Annotated in this window: 22 protein-coding genes; 21 read left to right on the top strand and 1 reads right to left on the bottom strand. The window is 50.5% G+C overall.

All coding sequences use genetic code 11. From position 1 onward, the window contains the following. Positions 1-17: 17 nt before the first annotated feature. The 10 genes from PXY01_RS02370 to PXY01_RS02325 all read left to right on the top strand — a co-directional run bounded on the left by PXY01_RS02370 (position 18) and on the right by PXY01_RS02325 (position 7,456). Complete coding sequence (locus tag PXY01_RS02370) at positions 18-593, top strand: histidine phosphatase family protein (protein ID WP_246027781.1); 576 nt, start codon at positions 18-20, stop codon at positions 591-593. A 141-nt stretch (positions 594-734) separates the two neighbouring features. Next, on the top strand, positions 735-1,949 hold the full coding sequence (locus PXY01_RS02365; RefSeq protein ID WP_127566909.1) for a hypothetical protein: 1,215 nt from the start codon (positions 735-737) through the stop codon (positions 1,947-1,949). A 60-nt stretch (positions 1,950-2,009) separates the two neighbouring features. Next, positions 2,010-2,516, top strand: a complete 507-nt coding sequence (locus tag PXY01_RS02360; RefSeq protein WP_127566907.1) for a gamma carbonic anhydrase family protein — start codon at positions 2,010-2,012, stop codon at positions 2,514-2,516. A gap of 21 nt (positions 2,517-2,537) precedes the next feature. Beyond that, the gene (locus PXY01_RS02355) at positions 2,538-2,726 is read left to right on the top strand and encodes an IDEAL domain-containing protein (protein ID WP_127566905.1); all 189 of its coding nucleotides are present in this window, start codon (positions 2,538-2,540) and stop codon (positions 2,724-2,726) included. 143 nt (positions 2,727-2,869) lie between these two features. Further along, on the top strand, positions 2,870-3,286 hold the full coding sequence (locus tag PXY01_RS02350) for a DUF2487 family protein (protein WP_127566902.1): 417 nt from the start codon (positions 2,870-2,872) through the stop codon (positions 3,284-3,286). Between the two features lie 258 nt (positions 3,287-3,544). Next, on the top strand, positions 3,545-4,060 hold the full coding sequence (locus PXY01_RS02345; protein ID WP_127566898.1) for a Rieske (2Fe-2S) protein: 516 nt from the start codon (positions 3,545-3,547) through the stop codon (positions 4,058-4,060). A gap of 17 nt (positions 4,061-4,077) precedes the next feature. Then, on the top strand, positions 4,078-4,749 hold the full coding sequence (gene qcrB, locus PXY01_RS02340; RefSeq protein WP_127566896.1) for a menaquinol-cytochrome c reductase cytochrome b subunit: 672 nt from the start codon (positions 4,078-4,080) through the stop codon (positions 4,747-4,749). 19 nt (positions 4,750-4,768) lie between these two features. Beyond that, positions 4,769-5,644 (top strand): menaquinol-cytochrome c reductase cytochrome b/c subunit, encoded by an 876-nt coding sequence (locus PXY01_RS02335; RefSeq protein ID WP_127566894.1) that lies wholly within the window; start codon positions 4,769-4,771, stop codon positions 5,642-5,644. A gap of 111 nt (positions 5,645-5,755) precedes the next feature. After that, the gene (locus PXY01_RS02330; protein WP_127566892.1) at positions 5,756-6,406 is read left to right on the top strand and encodes a DUF1405 domain-containing protein; all 651 of its coding nucleotides are present in this window, start codon (positions 5,756-5,758) and stop codon (positions 6,404-6,406) included. 120 nt (positions 6,407-6,526) lie between these two features. Next, positions 6,527-7,456: a sporulation protein YpjB gene (locus tag PXY01_RS02325; RefSeq protein ID WP_127566890.1), complete on the top strand. Its 930-nt coding sequence runs from the start codon at positions 6,527-6,529 to the stop codon at positions 7,454-7,456. A gap of 44 nt (positions 7,457-7,500) precedes the next feature. On the opposite strand, the gene PXY01_RS02320 is transcribed toward PXY01_RS02325, so the two are convergent. After that, a complete protein-coding gene (locus PXY01_RS02320) occupies positions 7,501-8,370 on the bottom strand; it encodes a YitT family protein (protein WP_127566888.1) in 870 nt (289 codons plus the stop codon). A gap of 143 nt (positions 8,371-8,513) precedes the next feature. Here PXY01_RS02320 and PXY01_RS02315 point away from each other — a divergent pair, with 143 nt between their 5' ends. The 11 genes from PXY01_RS02315 (at position 8,514) to panC (ending at position 17,176) form a co-directional block, all read left to right on the top strand. Beyond that, complete coding sequence (locus PXY01_RS02315; RefSeq protein ID WP_127566886.1) at positions 8,514-8,849, top strand: nucleotide pyrophosphohydrolase; 336 nt, start codon at positions 8,514-8,516, stop codon at positions 8,847-8,849. 58 nt (positions 8,850-8,907) lie between these two features. Beyond that, complete coding sequence (locus tag PXY01_RS02310) at positions 8,908-9,450, top strand: tetratricopeptide repeat protein (RefSeq protein WP_127566884.1); 543 nt, start codon at positions 8,908-8,910, stop codon at positions 9,448-9,450. A gap of 8 nt (positions 9,451-9,458) precedes the next feature. Then, the gene (gene dapB, locus PXY01_RS02305) at positions 9,459-10,262 is read left to right on the top strand and encodes a 4-hydroxy-tetrahydrodipicolinate reductase (protein WP_127566881.1); all 804 of its coding nucleotides are present in this window, start codon (positions 9,459-9,461) and stop codon (positions 10,260-10,262) included. Positions 10,263-10,319: 57 nt separating this feature from the next. After that, positions 10,320-10,742, top strand: a complete 423-nt coding sequence (gene mgsA, locus PXY01_RS02300) for a methylglyoxal synthase (protein ID WP_127566879.1) — start codon at positions 10,320-10,322, stop codon at positions 10,740-10,742. Beyond that, positions 10,742-11,452 carry a bacillithiol biosynthesis deacetylase BshB1 gene (gene bshB1 / locus PXY01_RS02295; protein ID WP_127566877.1) on the top strand — a complete coding sequence of 237 codons (711 nt, stop codon included), beginning with the start codon at positions 10,742-10,744 and terminating at the stop codon, positions 11,450-11,452. The genes mgsA and bshB1 overlap by 1 nt, the downstream gene beginning before the upstream one ends. Before the next feature lie 93 nt (positions 11,453-11,545). Further along, on the top strand, positions 11,546-12,709 hold the full coding sequence (bshA, locus tag PXY01_RS02290; RefSeq protein ID WP_127566875.1) for an N-acetyl-alpha-D-glucosaminyl L-malate synthase BshA: 1,164 nt from the start codon (positions 11,546-11,548) through the stop codon (positions 12,707-12,709). 9 nt (positions 12,710-12,718) lie between these two features. Then, positions 12,719-14,074, top strand: a complete 1,356-nt coding sequence (locus PXY01_RS02285; protein WP_127566873.1) for a CCA tRNA nucleotidyltransferase — start codon at positions 12,719-12,721, stop codon at positions 14,072-14,074. Further along, positions 14,055-15,038, top strand: coding sequence for a biotin--[acetyl-CoA-carboxylase] ligase (locus PXY01_RS02280; protein WP_127566871.1), 984 nt, complete (start codon positions 14,055-14,057; stop codon positions 15,036-15,038). The genes PXY01_RS02285 and PXY01_RS02280 overlap by 20 nt, the downstream gene beginning before the upstream one ends. Positions 15,039-15,146: 108 nt before the next feature. Continuing rightward, on the top strand, positions 15,147-15,296 hold the full coding sequence (locus PXY01_RS22235; protein WP_164744281.1) for a hypothetical protein: 150 nt from the start codon (positions 15,147-15,149) through the stop codon (positions 15,294-15,296). A 69-nt stretch (positions 15,297-15,365) separates the two neighbouring features. Then, positions 15,366-16,307, top strand: coding sequence for a 3-methyl-2-oxobutanoate hydroxymethyltransferase (gene panB, locus PXY01_RS02275; protein WP_127566869.1), 942 nt, complete (start codon positions 15,366-15,368; stop codon positions 16,305-16,307). Further along, on the top strand, positions 16,304-17,176 hold the full coding sequence (gene panC / locus PXY01_RS02270; RefSeq protein WP_127566867.1) for a pantoate--beta-alanine ligase: 873 nt from the start codon (positions 16,304-16,306) through the stop codon (positions 17,174-17,176). Before panB ends, panC begins: the two co-directional genes overlap by 4 nt.

The raw sequence follows: 17,176 nt of genomic DNA, 5'->3' as shown, positions 1-17,176 counted from the left end.
GTTGATAGCGTGTGATAATGGGCCTAATTAGACATGGGCAGACTTCTTGGAATGCACTTGGCAAGATTCAAGGTCAGACGGATATTCCGTTGAATGAGGAAGGCATACGACAAGCGCAGACGCTGGCGAATCGTATAGCATCGGAGGACAGAAGATGGGACGCCGTTGTCTCCAGTGACCTTCGACGTGCGGAAGAGACGGCTCGCATTATAGCGGAGACAGTAGGGATTTCGCAGCTTGCGAGTGATCCTCGGCTTCGCGAACGATATTTTGGCGAGATCGAAGGGACGACTGCTGCCGACCGATTATTGCGTTGGGGAGACGAATGGCCAATAGAGGCAGCAGGTGTTGAGAATGAAGAGTCGGTTATCGCGCGAGCGTCATCTTTTATAGAACAATGGAAATCAGAGCATCAAGACATCTCTTTGCTCGTTGTATCACACGGCAACTTCATGGCTTCAATGCTTCCGCTCATGTGCAGCAGCGCTCCCGATGAGCATATTGGCAATTTGTCATACTCCATACTGCAGCTGAATGATGAGGGATGGACGCCATTGTTGTATAACTGTACGGCGCACATTCAGAAGGATTAACGACAGAACTATTTATAGAAGAAGGAACGCATGTACCGGATCGGTTCGGTCATGCGTTCTTTTTTTATCCAGAATGTTTTAAATGTCCATCTTCTTCCCATAATGATAGTACATTCAGCAGGAGCATGGGGAGGGAATGCGATGAATCTGGCCGAAATGCTCGGGTACGCAGATATTCAGCAGCTGAGTCGAATTGCAAATGAATACCGATGCGAATGCAATGGGAATTCCAAAAATGAATTGATTCAGACAATTCTCTCCGCCGTAAGCCGCAAAGAAATGATCGATGAACAGATCGGGCGAATGGGCTTGGAGGATTTACGTTTTTTGAATTCTCTGCTATTCGATTCGAGATCTTCATTCAGCATGGAGGATTTGACAGCCCGGATTCAGCAAAGCAAATTCGGAGAGGAGCAGCCGCAAAGTGCTGCAGCAGCACCGCAAGGTCAAGGACAAGCCTCGAAAGCGAAAGCTAAGGACAAGGCGACTTCAGGCAGCCGGAAACAGAATAAAGCTTCGAAGCCTAAAGAACTGACGCCTCGAGACATTATCGTCAAATTTAAGCATCAGGGGTGGCTGTTCAATGGTCTGGCCGGTCCGAGCCGTTACATGTTCCATGTGCCCAGCGACTTGAAAGCAAGGCTGAAGGAAACGCTTGAACGAAGGTTGTCTACTACAATCATATCTGCCGACGAGCCTCATGCCTATCGCGATGAACAAGGTCTGCTGACGGAAGATCTATATCATCTACTTCGTTACGTCGAACGCTATGAAGTGCCGACGGCAGCAGATGGATCGATGTACAAACGGAACTTGCAGCAAATTATGGAGCATCTCGGTGTACGTGAGGCATTGCCGACGAAGGGAGAGTGGCGGTTTGGTTATGGGCGTAAATTTCATGTCTATCCGAATCGGTTATCTCTGCTCTATGATTACTCTATCGACAGCAAGCTGCTTAAGGAAGAGGGAGAACGGCTCCTATTAACTGCTGCAGGAGCAGATAAGCTGTCGAATGAGCAGACCGATGATACAGCGAAGCTGTATAAATTTTGGTTGAAGCTGTATAGAACGCCGATTCCAAACCTGATTTCGATCGTTCATTGGGTCAACAGGTTCGCGAAGCAATGGGTCACGGCGGAATCACTTCAGCGGACTTTGCTTCCGTACATTAAACCCTTCTATTATGATACGGCAGAATCAATATTCGCTCAGCGAATCATCGCGATGATGCTCCATCTTGGCTTCGTGCGCGTCGGCGAGCATGAACAGTATGGTACTTTAATCCGGATGACGAAGCAGGGAACCGCCGTTATTGAAGAATCGATGAAAGAAAGCAGCGAGCGTAACCCTCGTTGACACTCGCAAATCCTCTTGATAGACTAGCACCACATTACAGTTCGAGAGGAGCTGCTAGCAATGTGGATTCCATATCAAGGGATCATGCCGATATTCGGCAAAGACGTGTATGTGGCGGAAGGCGCAAAAATTATTGGCGATGTGAAGCTCGGAGACGAAGCGACCGTCTGGTTTAATGCCGTATTGCGCGGAGATCTTGCTCCTATTCGGATTGGAGCAAGGACGAACATTCAAGATGGCGTTATCGGTCATGTAAATTCGAATCAGCCGCTCATTCTGGAAGAAGAAGTATCAGTCGGCCACGGCGCCATTATACATGGCTGTCGGATAGGCAAAGGTACATTAATCGGAATGGGGGCCATCGTACTTAACGGCGCCGATATCGGTGAATATGCTTTAGTAGGAGCCGGTTCAATCGTAACCGAGAATAAACAGATTCCACCCTATACTCTTTCTCTCGGATCACCCGCCAAAGTCGTCAGAGAATTAACGGAGGACGATTTGCAGCGTATGAGAAAGACGATGGAAAGCTACGTGGTGAAAGGAAAAGAATATAGGATCTCTTAACCCCGGTTGGAGGTGTATCCTATGGACAAAATGAGAGCAACTTACGAGACGATGCTAGGATTGGCAGCAGAGATGGTGCTGGACGATGCGGTCTTGAAGTTTCGTACGGAACGGATTTATCGGGACATTGATCTTGCGCTTGCAAGCGGTGACGAGGATACGTTCCATCGGTTGGCGGAACAATTGAACGCACTCCGTCCTTCTCATTAACTAGCTGCGAATCGTAACGCGTGTATTTAATAGCCTGACTGCCGGCGAACGTCGGGGCAGGCTATTTTTGTGCTGGGTAAGCTTGGCAAAGGGTGGCTGGTCGCGATAAGATGAGGGGAACGACGCAGAGGAGTGAAAGATGAATGAAATTTAGCGAAATTGAAAGTAACCAATGGGATGAGCTGAAGCCTTACTTGGACACTTGCCTGCTGCCTGTTACCGGATTGACCGGGTTAGAGCAGCCTGACGAGGCTACCCAAGCGCTGGAGCAGCTGCGTGATGTTATGGACGCCATAGAAATACCGTTCAAAGGAAGAGTCGTTACTTATCCAGCATGTCATTATATTGGGGAAAGCGGTGATGAACTAGTCGAGTCGGTATGTCAATCGCTAAAGCAGGCGGGCTTTCGTTTCGTTATTATCGTCAGTGCGAAGCTTGGAAGGCTTAAGCCTGCTTCTGCCGATCTGATTATCGTTCCCGACCCGGATGGCGGCATAGCGAATCGTGACGAGATCGGACGAGCTGTACGTGCCATGTGGACGGCGGATTTTGCTTCCTAATCTGTACTATCATGCATAATAAATTCCTGTTATGGGGAAAACAAAGCCGATACGATGAAACAACATTCCCGTTTTAGGGTAAATGTGACAATTTCGTAACAAAAAATAAAACGCTTTTTGCATAGTACAATTTAGATCTTCCATATTCTTGACGCTCTAATACAGCTAGGATATTATAGGAATGTCTTAGTTCGTCCATGGATTTGTCACAATGGGACAAGACGGGAGATATGGTTGACAAAGGGGGTAGAACAGAAGATGAGCAACCACGAGGGTCAGAAACCGGTGCGTAAAGAGATGTCCCGGCGTCAATTTTTGTCGTATACGCTAGGCGGAACGACCGCTTTCATGGCTGGCGGTGTCGTGCTTCCGATGGTTCGGTTTGCGGTAGATCCGCTCTTACAGAAGAAAGAGAAGAGCGCGTTCGTCAAAATCGTAGAAGAATCGGCGATTACGAATGATCCGGTGGAATACAAATTCAAAGTCCATCAAGTCGACGGCTGGTACGAGAGCGAAGCGGAGCTTGTCGCATGGGTTTCGAGAGGTCCCGACGGTAAAATTTTTGCACTATCGCCTGTGTGTAAGCACTTGGGCTGCACAATCACCTGGAACAACGAACAGAATGATCAATACGTTTGCCCATGTCACGGCGCACACTACACCAGAGATGGTAAAAACTTGAGCGTTGCACCTAGTCCACTAGATGAATACGAAGTACAGCTGAAAGACGGCTTCGTATATCTCGGACCAATTGTGCCGAATACACGTGTATAAGGAGGGCGTAAAGTCAGATGTTTAAAGCTGTATATAACTGGATCGATGAACGTCTGGACGTTGCGCCGTTGTGGAGGGACGTTGCGGACCACGAAGTTCCAGAGCACGTTAACCCTGCTCACCACTTCTCCGCATTTGTGTACTGCTTCGGCGGCCTGACGTTTTTTATTACCGTTATCCAAATTTTGTCCGGTATGTTCCTGACGATGTATTTCGTTCCGGACATTAATAATGCGTATGCAAGTGTCGATTACTTGCAGCATAAGGTTGCATTCGGCGGTATCGTCCGCGGTATGCACCACTGGGGCGCTAGCCTCGTAATCGTAATGATGTTCTTACATACCCTGCGGGTGTTCTTCACCGGCTCATACAAAGCGCCGCGTGAGATGAACTGGGTCGTCGGGATGCTTATCTTCTTTGTAATGCTTGGTCTTGGTTTCACAGGATATCTGCTGCCTTGGGACAACAAAGCTTACTTCGCTACGAAAGTCGGTATGCAAATCGCCGAATCCGTTCCTTACATCGGGGTTTATTTGAAAGAACTGATGCAAGGCGGTACGATCGTAGGTGCGCAGACGCTGACCCGGTTCTTCGCGATTCACGTCTTCTTCCTGCCAGGCGCATTGCTAGCCCTTATGGCAGCGCACTTCTTCATGATTCGTAAACAAGGCATTTCGGGACCGCTATAAGCGAAGGGAGGTTAATTCAATGGCGCATGGACACAAAACTGATGAGAAAATTGTGTACGTTGGAGACTCCCGCGTTCGTAAACGGAGCAACAAAACGCTCGTGCCGCCGGACTATACCGCTTTCCCGGGCAAATCGGAAGCCTTTATTCCGAACTTCCTGCTGAAGGAATGGCTGGTTGGCTGCGTCGTTCTTGTTGGTTTCCTTGTGTTGACGATTGCAGAGGCACCTCCGCTCGGTTATCCGGCGGACCCGACGAATACATCTTTTATTCCGATGCCGGACTGGTACTTCCTGTTCCTGTATCAATTCCTGAAATATCCATATGCATCCGGTGACTACGTCGTGCTCGGTACGATTGGGGTACCTGGCGTTGCGTTCGGCGCTTTGCTGCTCGCACCATTCTTGGATACGGGCAAAGAACGTCGCTTCTACCGTCGTCCGATAGCATCTTCCTTGATGCTGCTTTCGCTTATTGCTGTTGTATACTTGACGAAAGTATCATGGGATCACTATCAACATGAGCTGAAAGTAAACAACACGATACCAGAGCATATCGAGCGTGAAGAGAAAGCGCGCGAAGCTCGGGAGAAGGGTCAAAGCTACAGTGCGGTTAAGAAAGAAGAATCTGTTGCCATCGTTGATGCAGACGATCCGGCAATGGAGCTTGTGAAAGCGAATTGTATCGGCTGCCACGCGAACGACCTTAAAGGTCAAAGCAGCTTGAAAGTACCTGCTTTGCGCGGTGTCGGTGACATTTTGACGAAAGAAGAGCTCGTGGATACGATAACGAACGGCAGAGCTAACGGAGCTATGCCGGCGTTTAAGGACACGCTGTCCGCTGAGCAGATCGATCAGATTGCAACTTGGCTCTCTAAGCAGAAGAAAGCCCAATAGTTTGTATAAGCCAACCTGACCGTATCGTTATGCGGTCAGGTTTTTTCTTGAATGATGCTGTATCGGATGCGGTCCGTCTCAGCGATTTTACGAACGAGAGGAGTGCTAAGGTTGCCGTTTCAATGGTTCTGGAGCCGTGAGCTGCTTACATCGCGAAGCATGCTGTGGGCGTTAATAATGGTTAATGGGTTAGGGACAATATACGGTTATATGTGGTATGGACAGCAATTGACTGAGACGGCAGCGAATAAGCCGATCTGGATGCTTCCGTTCGTGCCGGACAGCCCGACTGCGAGTCTGTTCTTCACCTTGTCGCTCATCTATATGTTGATTCCTTACGAGCCTGCAACGGCAGTTGGCCGGGCAGTTCGTTCTATTATTGAAGCGTTAGGTGTTGTGACGTCCATCAAATACGGCATCTGGGCTGTTGCAATGATTGTCGCGGGCGATTCATTAGGCTCAGCTACAGATTGGCAGGATTGGATGTTAATTGTTTCACATGCTGGCATGGCGGTCGAAGCGCTGTTATATGTCCGATTCATGTCAGTTGGCTCGGTTGCAATTGGTGCTGCTGCTGCGTGGCTGCTGCTCAATGATACAGTGGATTACAGGTTCGACGTATTTCCATGGCTGCCGGGACCGTTATACGATTATTTGACGATTGTATGCGTATGTACATTTACACTAACCATATTAAGCTGGCTTGTCTCACGGGCTGCTATTGCGTTAAGGGACTATAGAAGACACAATCAAAAATATTAATATTTTTGAAGATTAGCGAAAACAGGTAGTCTAATGGGACATCCTTTCTCATATGCTAGAATGAATGAGCTCACAGTCTGTAGGAGCGGGCACGATTCATATCGATGAGGAGGGGTGTCCTTGAGGACAAGATGGCTGATTGCTTGTATCCTATGTATCGCACTGACCATCGCACTAGTAGGTGCGGCAGCGGCGGCCTCTTCGGGTGGGGCGAGCCATTCCAAGGCTGATAACGCTAATCGAACTCGGCTGCACCATGCTGTACAAGCCTTATATGAGGCAGCGGTGGATGGCAACCGACAGCTTGCTTATCGTGCGGTACAGCAAGTATCGCTGCTGCTCCAATCGTCGTTAGGACGGATAGGCGGAACGGCGCAAGGCTGGCAGCTGGTCGAGCAATATACCGCTTCAATGCTAGACAAGCTAAAGGCTGGCGCTACAGCTGTAAAATGGAGGCCTGATGCAGTACGGATTAAGCTAGCTGTCGATGCGGCGGAAGCAGATGAAAGCGGTATGCCGCAGACAGCCATGTGGCTGCAATATAAGCCGGTTATTTCCGAAGATATTGCGCGGGTCAAGCTCGCACTTGATCAGCAGAGTAAGGAAGCGTTCGCTTCGGCACGTGCATCGCTTAACATATTAAGCGAACGCACCGAACGCATCGCCGGAGCGGCTGTGATGGCCAATAAGCAGACGCATATTCAATCTCTGAATGACGGAATAGCCTACGCGGCTAGACTGCTTGACGCCGGACAGCGCGGTGAACTGACTAGGCGGCTGTCGAATCAATTGCTGAATCCTGCTGAGGCGGCAGCTGCCCGGTTGTTCGATACAGAATGGCAGGCCGCAGATCAGCAAGCTCCAGCGATGGCTCCGATCGGGGGCGGTGTCCCACATCGCTGGATATTGGGGCTCTCATCGTTCATATCCGGATTGCTGGCGTATGTCTCATGGCGAAAGTACAAATCTTCGCCCTATCATGTCATACCGAGCAATAAATTAAGCAACAACGGCAGCGGAAGTCCAATTATTATGAAAAGAAAATTATAAACGAAGCGGTACGAGATCTATTGATCTAGTACCGCTTCTGCTGCTTAAGCGTCCTCCTTAAAGCCTTCGCCAAGTACGTCATGGACGTCGCTTATGACGATGAAGGCACGGGGATCTATTGATTTGACTACGGCTCGAAGCTGCCGCACCTCCTGCCGGTTTACGACACAATAGACAATATGCTTATGAGAGCCCGAATAAGCTCCGATCGCAGGAATGAGTGTAACGCCGCGATCCAATTGCTTCGTTACCTGTGATGCAATCCGATGTCCTTCGTTCGTAATAACGGACACGGCTTTGGCTGCGTAGGCGCCCTCTTGAATAAAGTCGATCATTTTAGAGGCAATAAATACGGTAACCAGCGTATATAGCACCTTTTCTTTCGGAATGTATAATAGTGCCAGACCAATGATGACAACATCGAGAGCCAGAATGATTTGTCCCATACTCCAGCCCTTCAGCTTACTAATGATACGGGCAACGATGTCGACGCCGCCAGTCGTTCCGCCGAATCGAAAGGTGGTTCCGAGTCCTAATCCAAGCGTTACGCCTGCATACAGTGCTGCCAATATGTAATCTTGAGAGGTTTGGAACGGAATAAGCCACCCTTTGGCTATAGCTGCTTCAATTAATGCAAGAAAGATAGAGAGCGACACGGTTCCGATAATGGTATAAGCCATTTGATGCTTTCCAAGCATACGAAGCCCGAGTATAAAAAGCGGAATGTTCAAGACGAGTGTCGATATGGACAGTGGAAATCCAAAAATGTAATTGAGCAGCACGCCGATTCCGGTTAAGCCGCCTTCCATTAATTGGTTTGGAATGACAAAATAGCTCAGTCCGAATGCATAAATGGCAGTGCCAGCCATAATCGGAATAAGTGATTTAGCTGTATGCCATAATCGATTGTTCATGCAGCATGCCTCCTTGTCTTGAGTGAACGTTATCCTGTATCGGTTAGTATGCTGCTATCCTCCACGGGAAAACCATTGTTTTCAATGACGCTTTAGGCTAACATAAAGATTAATCCTACAATGGCGTGATGAGAGGGAGAACGATGACGAATAAGACGTTAGCTGACATCCAGCAAGAAGTGGATGACTACATATCACAGTTCAAAGAAGGCTATTTCAGTCCTTTAGCTCTTGTAGCCAGAATGACCGAAGAGGTAGGTGAACTGGCGCGGGAAATTAACCATCATTACGGGGAGAAGCCGAAGAAGCCGGATGAAGCGGACAATTCGATCGAGATGGAACTGGGTGATTGTTTGTTCATTTTATGCTGCTTCGCGAATTCGCTTGGGATTGATTTGACGCAGGCGCATGACGCCGTGATGCACAAATTTAATACGCGAGACGCGAATCGGTGGACTCGTAAGGAGGATCAACCGTAACGCCGATGATTTCCTTAACATATGCTGTACTATTCCTGTGTACAAGGGGGGTAGGCATATGGAAGGGGACGATTGCCTTAGACAGGCATATGGATGCATCTTGCAGAGCGATTTTGAGGGAGCCATCCTATGGTTTGAACGGGCGATTGCCGCCGAACCGAACAACTCTTCATATTATTATAAGTGCTCGATATCATACGGGAGAAGCGGCAAATGGGACCGAGCTCTCTATTATGCGGTGAAAGCAGTTGAGCTGGACCCGGAGCAACAGGCGCACACCTATCAGCTGAGAACGGTACAGGCGAACCTGCTAATTATAAAGGCTAGACAAGCACTAGGACATCAGCCCCCTCAGACAGCAGATGCGGTCCAGTCACTGCAAGAAGCAGTTGAGCTGGACCCGCTGAGCTTCGAGGCGTATGTACTGTTGGCTGAAGCCTATGCCAAGCTCAATAAACTCGATGATGCGGCACGATGCTCATTGGAAGCCATTCGGCTTAATCCGGCTGACGAGTCCGCCCGAACGTTGTTCGCGGATATTAACCGCAAGCGGCGAGCGCTCCGATACCGTCAGCAAAGATCACAAAGAAGGAATAGGTGAACGATTCGATGACAAGACCAATTCATGTAGCAGTAGCTGGTGCAAGCGGACGAATGGGCCGCGAAGTTGTAAAGATGGTACTAGATGAAGCAGATTTTGTGTTAGCTGGGGCGTCTGCCAGAACAGCAGGTCCGGTAGACGCCGGTACATTCGTCGGCAAGCCTGCATGCGGTGTTCTGTTCAGCTCATCGCTGGAAGAAGCGTTAAACGGCGGTCAAGTCGATGTTCTGGTCGATTTTACAGTTCCACAAGCGGTGTACGATAACGCGAAGCTGGCCATTTCACGCGGCGTGCGCCCGGTAATTGGGGCAACTGGGTTGTCACCGGAGCAAATTGAAGAATTGGACAAGCTGTGTAAGGAACGCGGAATCGGAGGACTGATCGCTCCAAACTTCTCGATCGGCGCGATCCTTATGATGCAGTTCGCAGCGCAGGCGTCCAAATATTTTCCACATCTCGAAATTATTGAATACCATGGCGATCAAAAGCTGGATGCTCCTTCCGGTACCTCGATTAAGACAGCGGAACTGATCTCGAAAGTGCGTGAAGAAATTCGGCAGGGTAACCCGAATGAAGAGGAGACGATTGAAGGCTCCCGCGGCGGTTACTACAATGGATTTCGTATACATAGCGTTAGGCTGCCAGGCGTATTTGCCCAGCAGGAAGTTATCTTTGGCGCATTCGGCCAATCGCTCAAAATCCGACATGATTCCTACGATCGTGCTGGATACATGCCAGGCGTTGCTGTCGCGATTCGCAAAGTAATGGATTATGAAGGTATGATATACGGCTTCGAACACTTGATGGACTAACGGGAAGGCCATATTAAATAGTACTTATTACAACTGGCAGAGAGGGGAACGACATCTATGTTACATATCGCATTTATTGCTCATGATCGTAAGAAAGAGGAAATGGTTAACTTTGTAACGGCTTACGAGAACGTATTCAAGCCATACCAGCTTTATTCAACAGGCACGACAGGACAGCGCATTATGGAAAAAACGGAGCTGCAAATTCACCGCTTTATGTCCGGTCCGCTTGGCGGCGACCAGCAAATCGGGGCGCTTGTGGCGGAGAATACGATGGATCTGATTATTTTCCTCCGTGATCCGCTAATGGCGCAGCCGCATGAGCCGGATATCATTGCACTTCTACGTCTATGTGACGTACAGGGTATTCCGGTCGCTACGAATATTGCAACGGCAGAGCTTCTAGTAAGGGCACTTGAACGTGGCGATTTTGCATGGCGTGAGCTTGTACACAAATATAAACCGGAGTCGACTCTGTAATGATACGCGAGCAGAATAATGAGAAGCTGGACATTCTTGTGTTCGGGGCGCATCCTGACGATGCGGAGATTGGGATGGGCGGTACGATCGCGAAGCATGTGGCGGCAGGGCTTCGTGTCGGCATGTGTGATTTGACCGAAGCGGAAATGTCGTCGAACGGTACGGTCGAGTCTCGCCGCCGAGAGGCGGCGGAAGCTTCTTCCGTGCTGGGACTCGCTGTGAGGACGAATTTAGGTTTACCTGACCGGGGACTTGGTGCAGATGGACATATCGAAGCGATTACAGCCGAAATCCGCCGCTGGCGTCCACGTCTCGTGTTCGCGCCGTATTGGAATGACCGCCATCCGGATCATAATCGGTGCAGCGCACTCGTGGAGGAAGCGGTATTCAATGCTAAGCTCCGCCGCTATATGCCGGAGCTGCAGGCAATAGCAGTCGAGCAGCTTTATTTTTATTATATTAATGATGTGGAAGATGTACGGCTCGCTGTTGATGTATCGGATGTTTACGATCGCAAGCTGGCTTCGCTTCGTGCATACCGCTCTCAATTTGAGTCGGTGAAGGGTGGCGAAGATCGTGTCGCAACGCCGCTTACCGGCCGTTATGTCGATAACGTGGAAGCGAGAGACCGGCTGCTGGGTACAGCGCGAGGATGGACGTATGCAGAGGGCTTTACGATGAAGAAGCCGCATACGGTCGAGCTTTTCTAATCGGCTGCTGATTCGGTAAGCATGTCGTCGGATCGATCTACATCGATTAGAATCACTTCAATACCTATTATGCGTTGCTAGGAGTTGCTTTTCGTGACGAGAAAATTAAAAATCGGGATTACCTGTTACCCGTCTCTAGGCGGTTCGGGCGTCGTCGCGACCGAGCTCGGGAAGCTGTTGGCGGAGAAAGGGCATGAAATTCATTTTATTACGCATAGTATTCCGTTCCGACTGGGACAATTCCATAAAAATATTTTTTATCATGAGGTTGAGGTTAACGATTATTATGTCTTTCGTTATCCTCCTTATGACCTGTCGCTCGCGAGTAAAATGGCACAGGTCGTTCAAATGCAGGAGCTTGACCTGCTGCACGTTCATTATGCGGTGCCGCATGCCATCTGCGCGCATTTAGCTAAGCAAATGGTCGGGAGCCATCTGAAGACAGTTACAACGCTGCATGGCACCGATATTACGGTGCTGGCGCAGGACGAATCGCTCAAAGATTTGATCCGGCTGGCGATTAATACAAGCGATGCAGTGACGGCGGTATCCGCTGATTTGATTAAAGAAACGCGTGAACTGCTGGATATTACGAAGCCGATTGAACTGACCTATAATTTTGTCGACAAACGGATTTATTATCCGAGGGAATGCCAATCGCTTAAACGCGATTATGCGCCGAACGGTGAGAAGCTGCTTATGCATATTTCGAATTTCCGGCCAGTTAAGCGGATTATCGACGTTATTGATACGTTCGCGAAAGTGGCGGACGCTATGCCAGCGAAGCTTATGCTTGTCGGCGAAGGTCCGGACTTAACGAAGGCGCAGAGTCGTATCCATGAGCTTGGATTAGATGATAAGGTTCATTTTCTTGGAAAGCAGGATGACGTTGCTCAGTTAATATCTGTAGCGGACATTATGCTGCTGCCTTCGGAGAAGGAGAGCTTTGGTCTCGTTGCCCTTGAAGCAATGGCATGCGGTGTACCGACAATCGGCTCAATGGCAGGCGGAATTCCTGAGCTTGTCTCGCATGGCGAGACTGGCTTCCTGTCTCCAATCGGGGATACGGTGTCAATGGCAGAGAATGCGATTACGTTATTGTCCGATGATGAACGGTATGCGCGCGTTCGTGAAGCGTGTATCCACCGGGCGCGTTCGAGATTTTGTAACGATCTGATTACGGCAGAATATGAACGGATCTATTACCGGACTCTCGGGTTAGAAGCGGATATTCCAGTTCCGGTGTGCACGGAATAGGAGCTAGCTATGGCAAAGGCTTATTGGGATCACGAGATGGAGCGGTCTCTGCCTGTTCTTCAGACGCTTCAAGCTGCCGGATACGAAACGGTATTCGTAGGCGGCTGCGTTAGAGATGCAGTTGCAGGACGAAAACTGAAGGACGTCGATATTGCGACAGCCGCAACGCCGGATATCGTCATGTCGCTGTTCGAGCGGACGGTGCCAACCGGACTAGCACATGGAACGGTTACGGTTCTGTTCGGAGGCGAGAGCTATGAGGTGACAACGTTCCGGACGGACGGTGAGTACGAGGATCACCGAAGACCTTCGGATGTCGCCTTCATCGCCGATCTGGAGGGTGATCTGCAGCGCCGCGATTTTACAATGAATGCGATGGCGATCCGACCGGATGGAACGCTCGTTGATTTGTACGGCGGGTTAAGCGACCTACGCCGAGGTATTGTGAGATGCGTCGGCGACGCCGATGCACGTTTCCAAGAGGATGCGCTTCGGATGGTACGGGCGGTACGGTTCGCTTCAACCTTTGGCTATTCGATTGCATTAAGCGCTTGGCGCGCAATCAAACGGAACCGCAAGCTGCTCAGTCATGTTGCGATGGAGCGGATTAGTGCTGAACTGAATAAAATCATGGACAGCGCCTCCCCACATCGCGGCTTGGTCTGGCTTGCTGCTAGCGGTCTTCTGCAGCATACGCGCGAGGTGCTGCCGGCCGGATTCGCTAAGCCGTATGCTGGTGTGGTGAACGGCAGTGTAAAGAACGCCGTAAGAGAGCTGCTGCCAGCGATGGCGGCGCTCTCGGTCCTGCAGAGCGTGGACGATCGCTGGGCGGCTGTCTTCCTCGCGCTTCGGCTTACGCCGGAAGAGGCTGAGGAGACGCTAGCACGTCTTCGTTTCCCGGTCCGCCGCACGGCGGCGATCCGGGCGGTAGTCCGCGTGCATGAGGCGGTAGCGAAGCATGCCGCCAGCGCTGCAGCTGCGGCTCAGCCTGAAGCCGCAGCTGCATGGGTTAGCGCCGTGCTGAGCATCGGCGCTGAAGCGGCTGCCGCCTGGCTGCGAATTGCCCGCGTCTTCGCGGACGCGGACGCCGCTCTTGGCGGCGCCGCATTGTCACCGCATGCGCTTGGCTTAATGGCCGAACGTCTTACGGCGATGCCGTGCACGACCGTGCGCGAGCTTGCTGTCGGCGGTGCTGATCTCGCCGAGCAGCTCGGTGTAAAACCAGGACCACGCACGGGACAGCTGCTGCAGGCGCTGCTGCGTGCTGTCGCATCGGGCGAAACGCCGAATGAGCGTGAAGCGCTGCTGGAGCTTGCCCAATCCATGGAAGAGGAACGGTTAAACGATGGATCTTACACTTCTTGAACTGCTTGAGCGAGAGCCAGACCAGTATGTGTCCGGCGAAGCAATTAGCCGTGCGCTGCAAGTAAGCCGGACGGCGGTATGGAAACAGATTCGTAAGCTCGAAGAGCGCGGCTATGTGATTGAGGCGTCGCGCAAGCTCGGCTACAAGCTGTTGTCCAAGCCAGATCATCTGTCGCTCGATAAGCTCACGGAGCTGCTGAGCACAAGTCGGTTCGGTCGAACGATCCGGCTGCTTGATGAAGTCGATTCGACGCAGAATGAAGCACAGCGCTGGGCGGAGGAAGGTGCTCCGGAAGGTGCTTTAGTTATTGCAGAGCGTCAGAACAGTGGACGCGGCCGAATGGGGCGAGGCTGGGTATCCCCTTATACGAAAGGCATCTGGATGAGTCTTATTATGCGTCCGAGCACGCCGATTCATTTCGCTCCTCAGTTAACGCTGCTGACAGCTGTAGCGCTGTGCCGAAGCTTGCGACGGACGACTGAGCTTGATATTGGCATTAAGTGGCCGAATGATTTGTTGATTGATGGAAGAAAGATTAGTGGCATTCTGCTCGAGTCAGCTGCCGAAGAAGAACGAATCAAATATGTTGTTGCAGGCACCGGCATCAGTGTGAACTTGGACGTTTCCGACTATCCACAGGAGTTGCTAGAGCGTGCCACCTCGCTTTCGATTCAAGCGGGACGCAAGTTTTCGCGGGAGGCGGTCATTGCTGACTTCATGCTCGAGTGGGAGCAGCTGTACGACCTGTATTTGAAGGAGGGATTTGGTACAATTCAAATGCTGTGGGAAGCATTGTCGGTCATGCTTCATCAAATCGTTACCGTTCAGACGCCGCAGGGCGATCTAACAGGTCGTGCAGTTGGTCTACATGAAAGCGGTGCTTTGAAGCTGGAGCTATCGTCAGGTGAAGTAAAGCTTGTGTTCTCCGGGGAGATGGGACAGCCGAAGCCGGCTCAAAGCTGATCTCCAAGGATGGCGTTATTTGTTAGGAACTGTCGTTAAGTAGACGAATCCTAAATTTACGCCATCCTTGTTATTTGGTATACTAATTGCATGCAAGGCGGCATCCGTATGGAGCTGCACTTGGTGCAAGCAAATTTTCTTTGTATGATCCGCATAAGCATTAACGAACGCGCACGCGCTATGGCGCAATCTGCTCTGAGCCGTAAGGGACCGAGACAGAAGGAAGCGGTGTATTTTAACGTTCCTTTTATCGTTTAGGGACCCTTTTAGCAACGGCTAAAAGGTTTTTTTGTGTTTATCCTATACTTTAAAGGGGATGAAGCAGCAATGGCTCAACCGTTAACGGTTACGAAGCTTAAGAAAATGAAACAAGAAGGAACCCCCATTTCGGTTCTGACGGCTTACGATTATCCTTCCGCCAAGCTTGCGGAAGAGGCAGGCGTCGACGTTATTTTGGTCGGCGATTCGCTTGGTAACGTCGTACTCGGCTATGATACGACTGTTCCCGTCACGTTAGACGATATGGTACACCATACGAAAGCAGTTCGCCGCGGTGCGGCGAGTACATTTGTAGTAGCAGATATGCCGTTTATGACCTATCATATGGGCCGCGAGACGACGCTTCGCAATGCCGCACGGCTGCTTCAGGAAGGGCTTGCGAATGCAGTCAAGCTTGAAGGTGGAGCAGAAATTGTAGAAGAGGTCGCAGCACTTGTTAGAGCAGGTGTGCCTGTTATGGGACATATTGGCTTGACGCCGCAATCGATTCATCAGCTTGGCGGTTACAAAGTACAGGGTAAATTAGAGCGTGAGGCCGAGCGATTGCTGCAGGATGCGAAAGCGCTGGAAGCTGCGGGTGCATTCGCCATCGTGCTGGAGCTGGTGACCGAGCCGATTGCCGAAGCGATTCGAACAACTCTCTCCATTCCAACAATTGGTATTGGTGCGGGACGCGGCTGCGATGGCCAAGTGCTCGTTTATCATGATATATTGCAGTATGCTTCTCCGTACCGGGAGAAACGGTTCGTCAAGACGTACGCCGACATTGGCACCACGATTCGCAGCGCGATTAGCGCTTATGTTCAGGATGTAAAAACAGGAGCCTTCCCAGAACAGCAGCATGCTTTTCCGATGGAGCCTGGTACTTCAGTGATGTCAAATTTATATGGCTCTGGCAGTGCAGGCCTAGCTGCCGAAGGAACGAACTCGAAGCCGACTGCACCTAAAGAAGCGGCTGCAGAACATAGAGAGGGGAAGCTTACCACATGATTATTTGTCGAACGAAGCAGCAATTACGACATGCGCTGCGTGAAGAACGTACGAAGCAGCCAGCTATTTCGACAGGACTCGTGCCGACAATGGGCTATTTGCACGAAGGTCATGCGAGCCTCATTCGCCAATCGGCCCGCGATAACGACCTTACGGTATTAAGTATTTTCGTCAATCCGCTCCAATTCGGTCCGAATGAAGATTTCGAACGGTATCCGCGCGATGAGCAGCGTGATTTGGAGCTTGCGGAAAAGAACGGCGTTGATATTGTCTTCATGCCGTCAGTTGAAGAGATGTATCCGGTAAAGCCTTTGACACGTCTGACCGTAGACGTTGTGACTGAACGTCTGTGTGGCGCTTCGCGTCCCGGCCATTTTGACGGTGTCGGCATTGTCGTTAGCAAACTGTTTCATCTTGTACAGCCGCAGCGTGCTTATTTTGGATTGAAGGATGCGCAGCAGGTGGCCGTAATTCAGCGTATGACCGACGATTTGGATATCCCAGTCGAAATAGTCCCTTGTCCAATCGTTCGCGAGCCAGATGGACTTGCACTAAGCTCCCGCAACGTTTATTTAAGCGCTGAGGAGCGTTTGCAGGCGCTTGTACTGTCTCAGACGCTAGCCGAAGCAAGTGAGCTTATTAAGCGGGACGATATGACGGTGGACGCGCTGCTTGAACAGCTTAGGGCCAGAATTCAAAGATCCCCACTTGCTGATATTGATTATATTGAGCTCCTGGCATATCCGGACTTGACTCCTTTGGACGGGGCAGCTATTGTGAAGAAGCTTTCAGGCAAGCTTCTGCTTGCTCTTGCGGTTCGGTTCGGACGGACAAGGCTGATTGACAATCGGATAATTGAGGAGGTCTAA

The sequence above is a fragment of the Paenibacillus xylaniclasticus genome, assembly GCF_004001065.1.
Taxonomy (GTDB): Bacteria; Bacillota; Bacilli; order Paenibacillales; family Paenibacillaceae; genus Paenibacillus_T; species Paenibacillus_T xylaniclasticus.
Note: the sequence above shows the minus strand (reverse complement) of the source record. Positions and strands in the feature narration are given on the sequence as shown.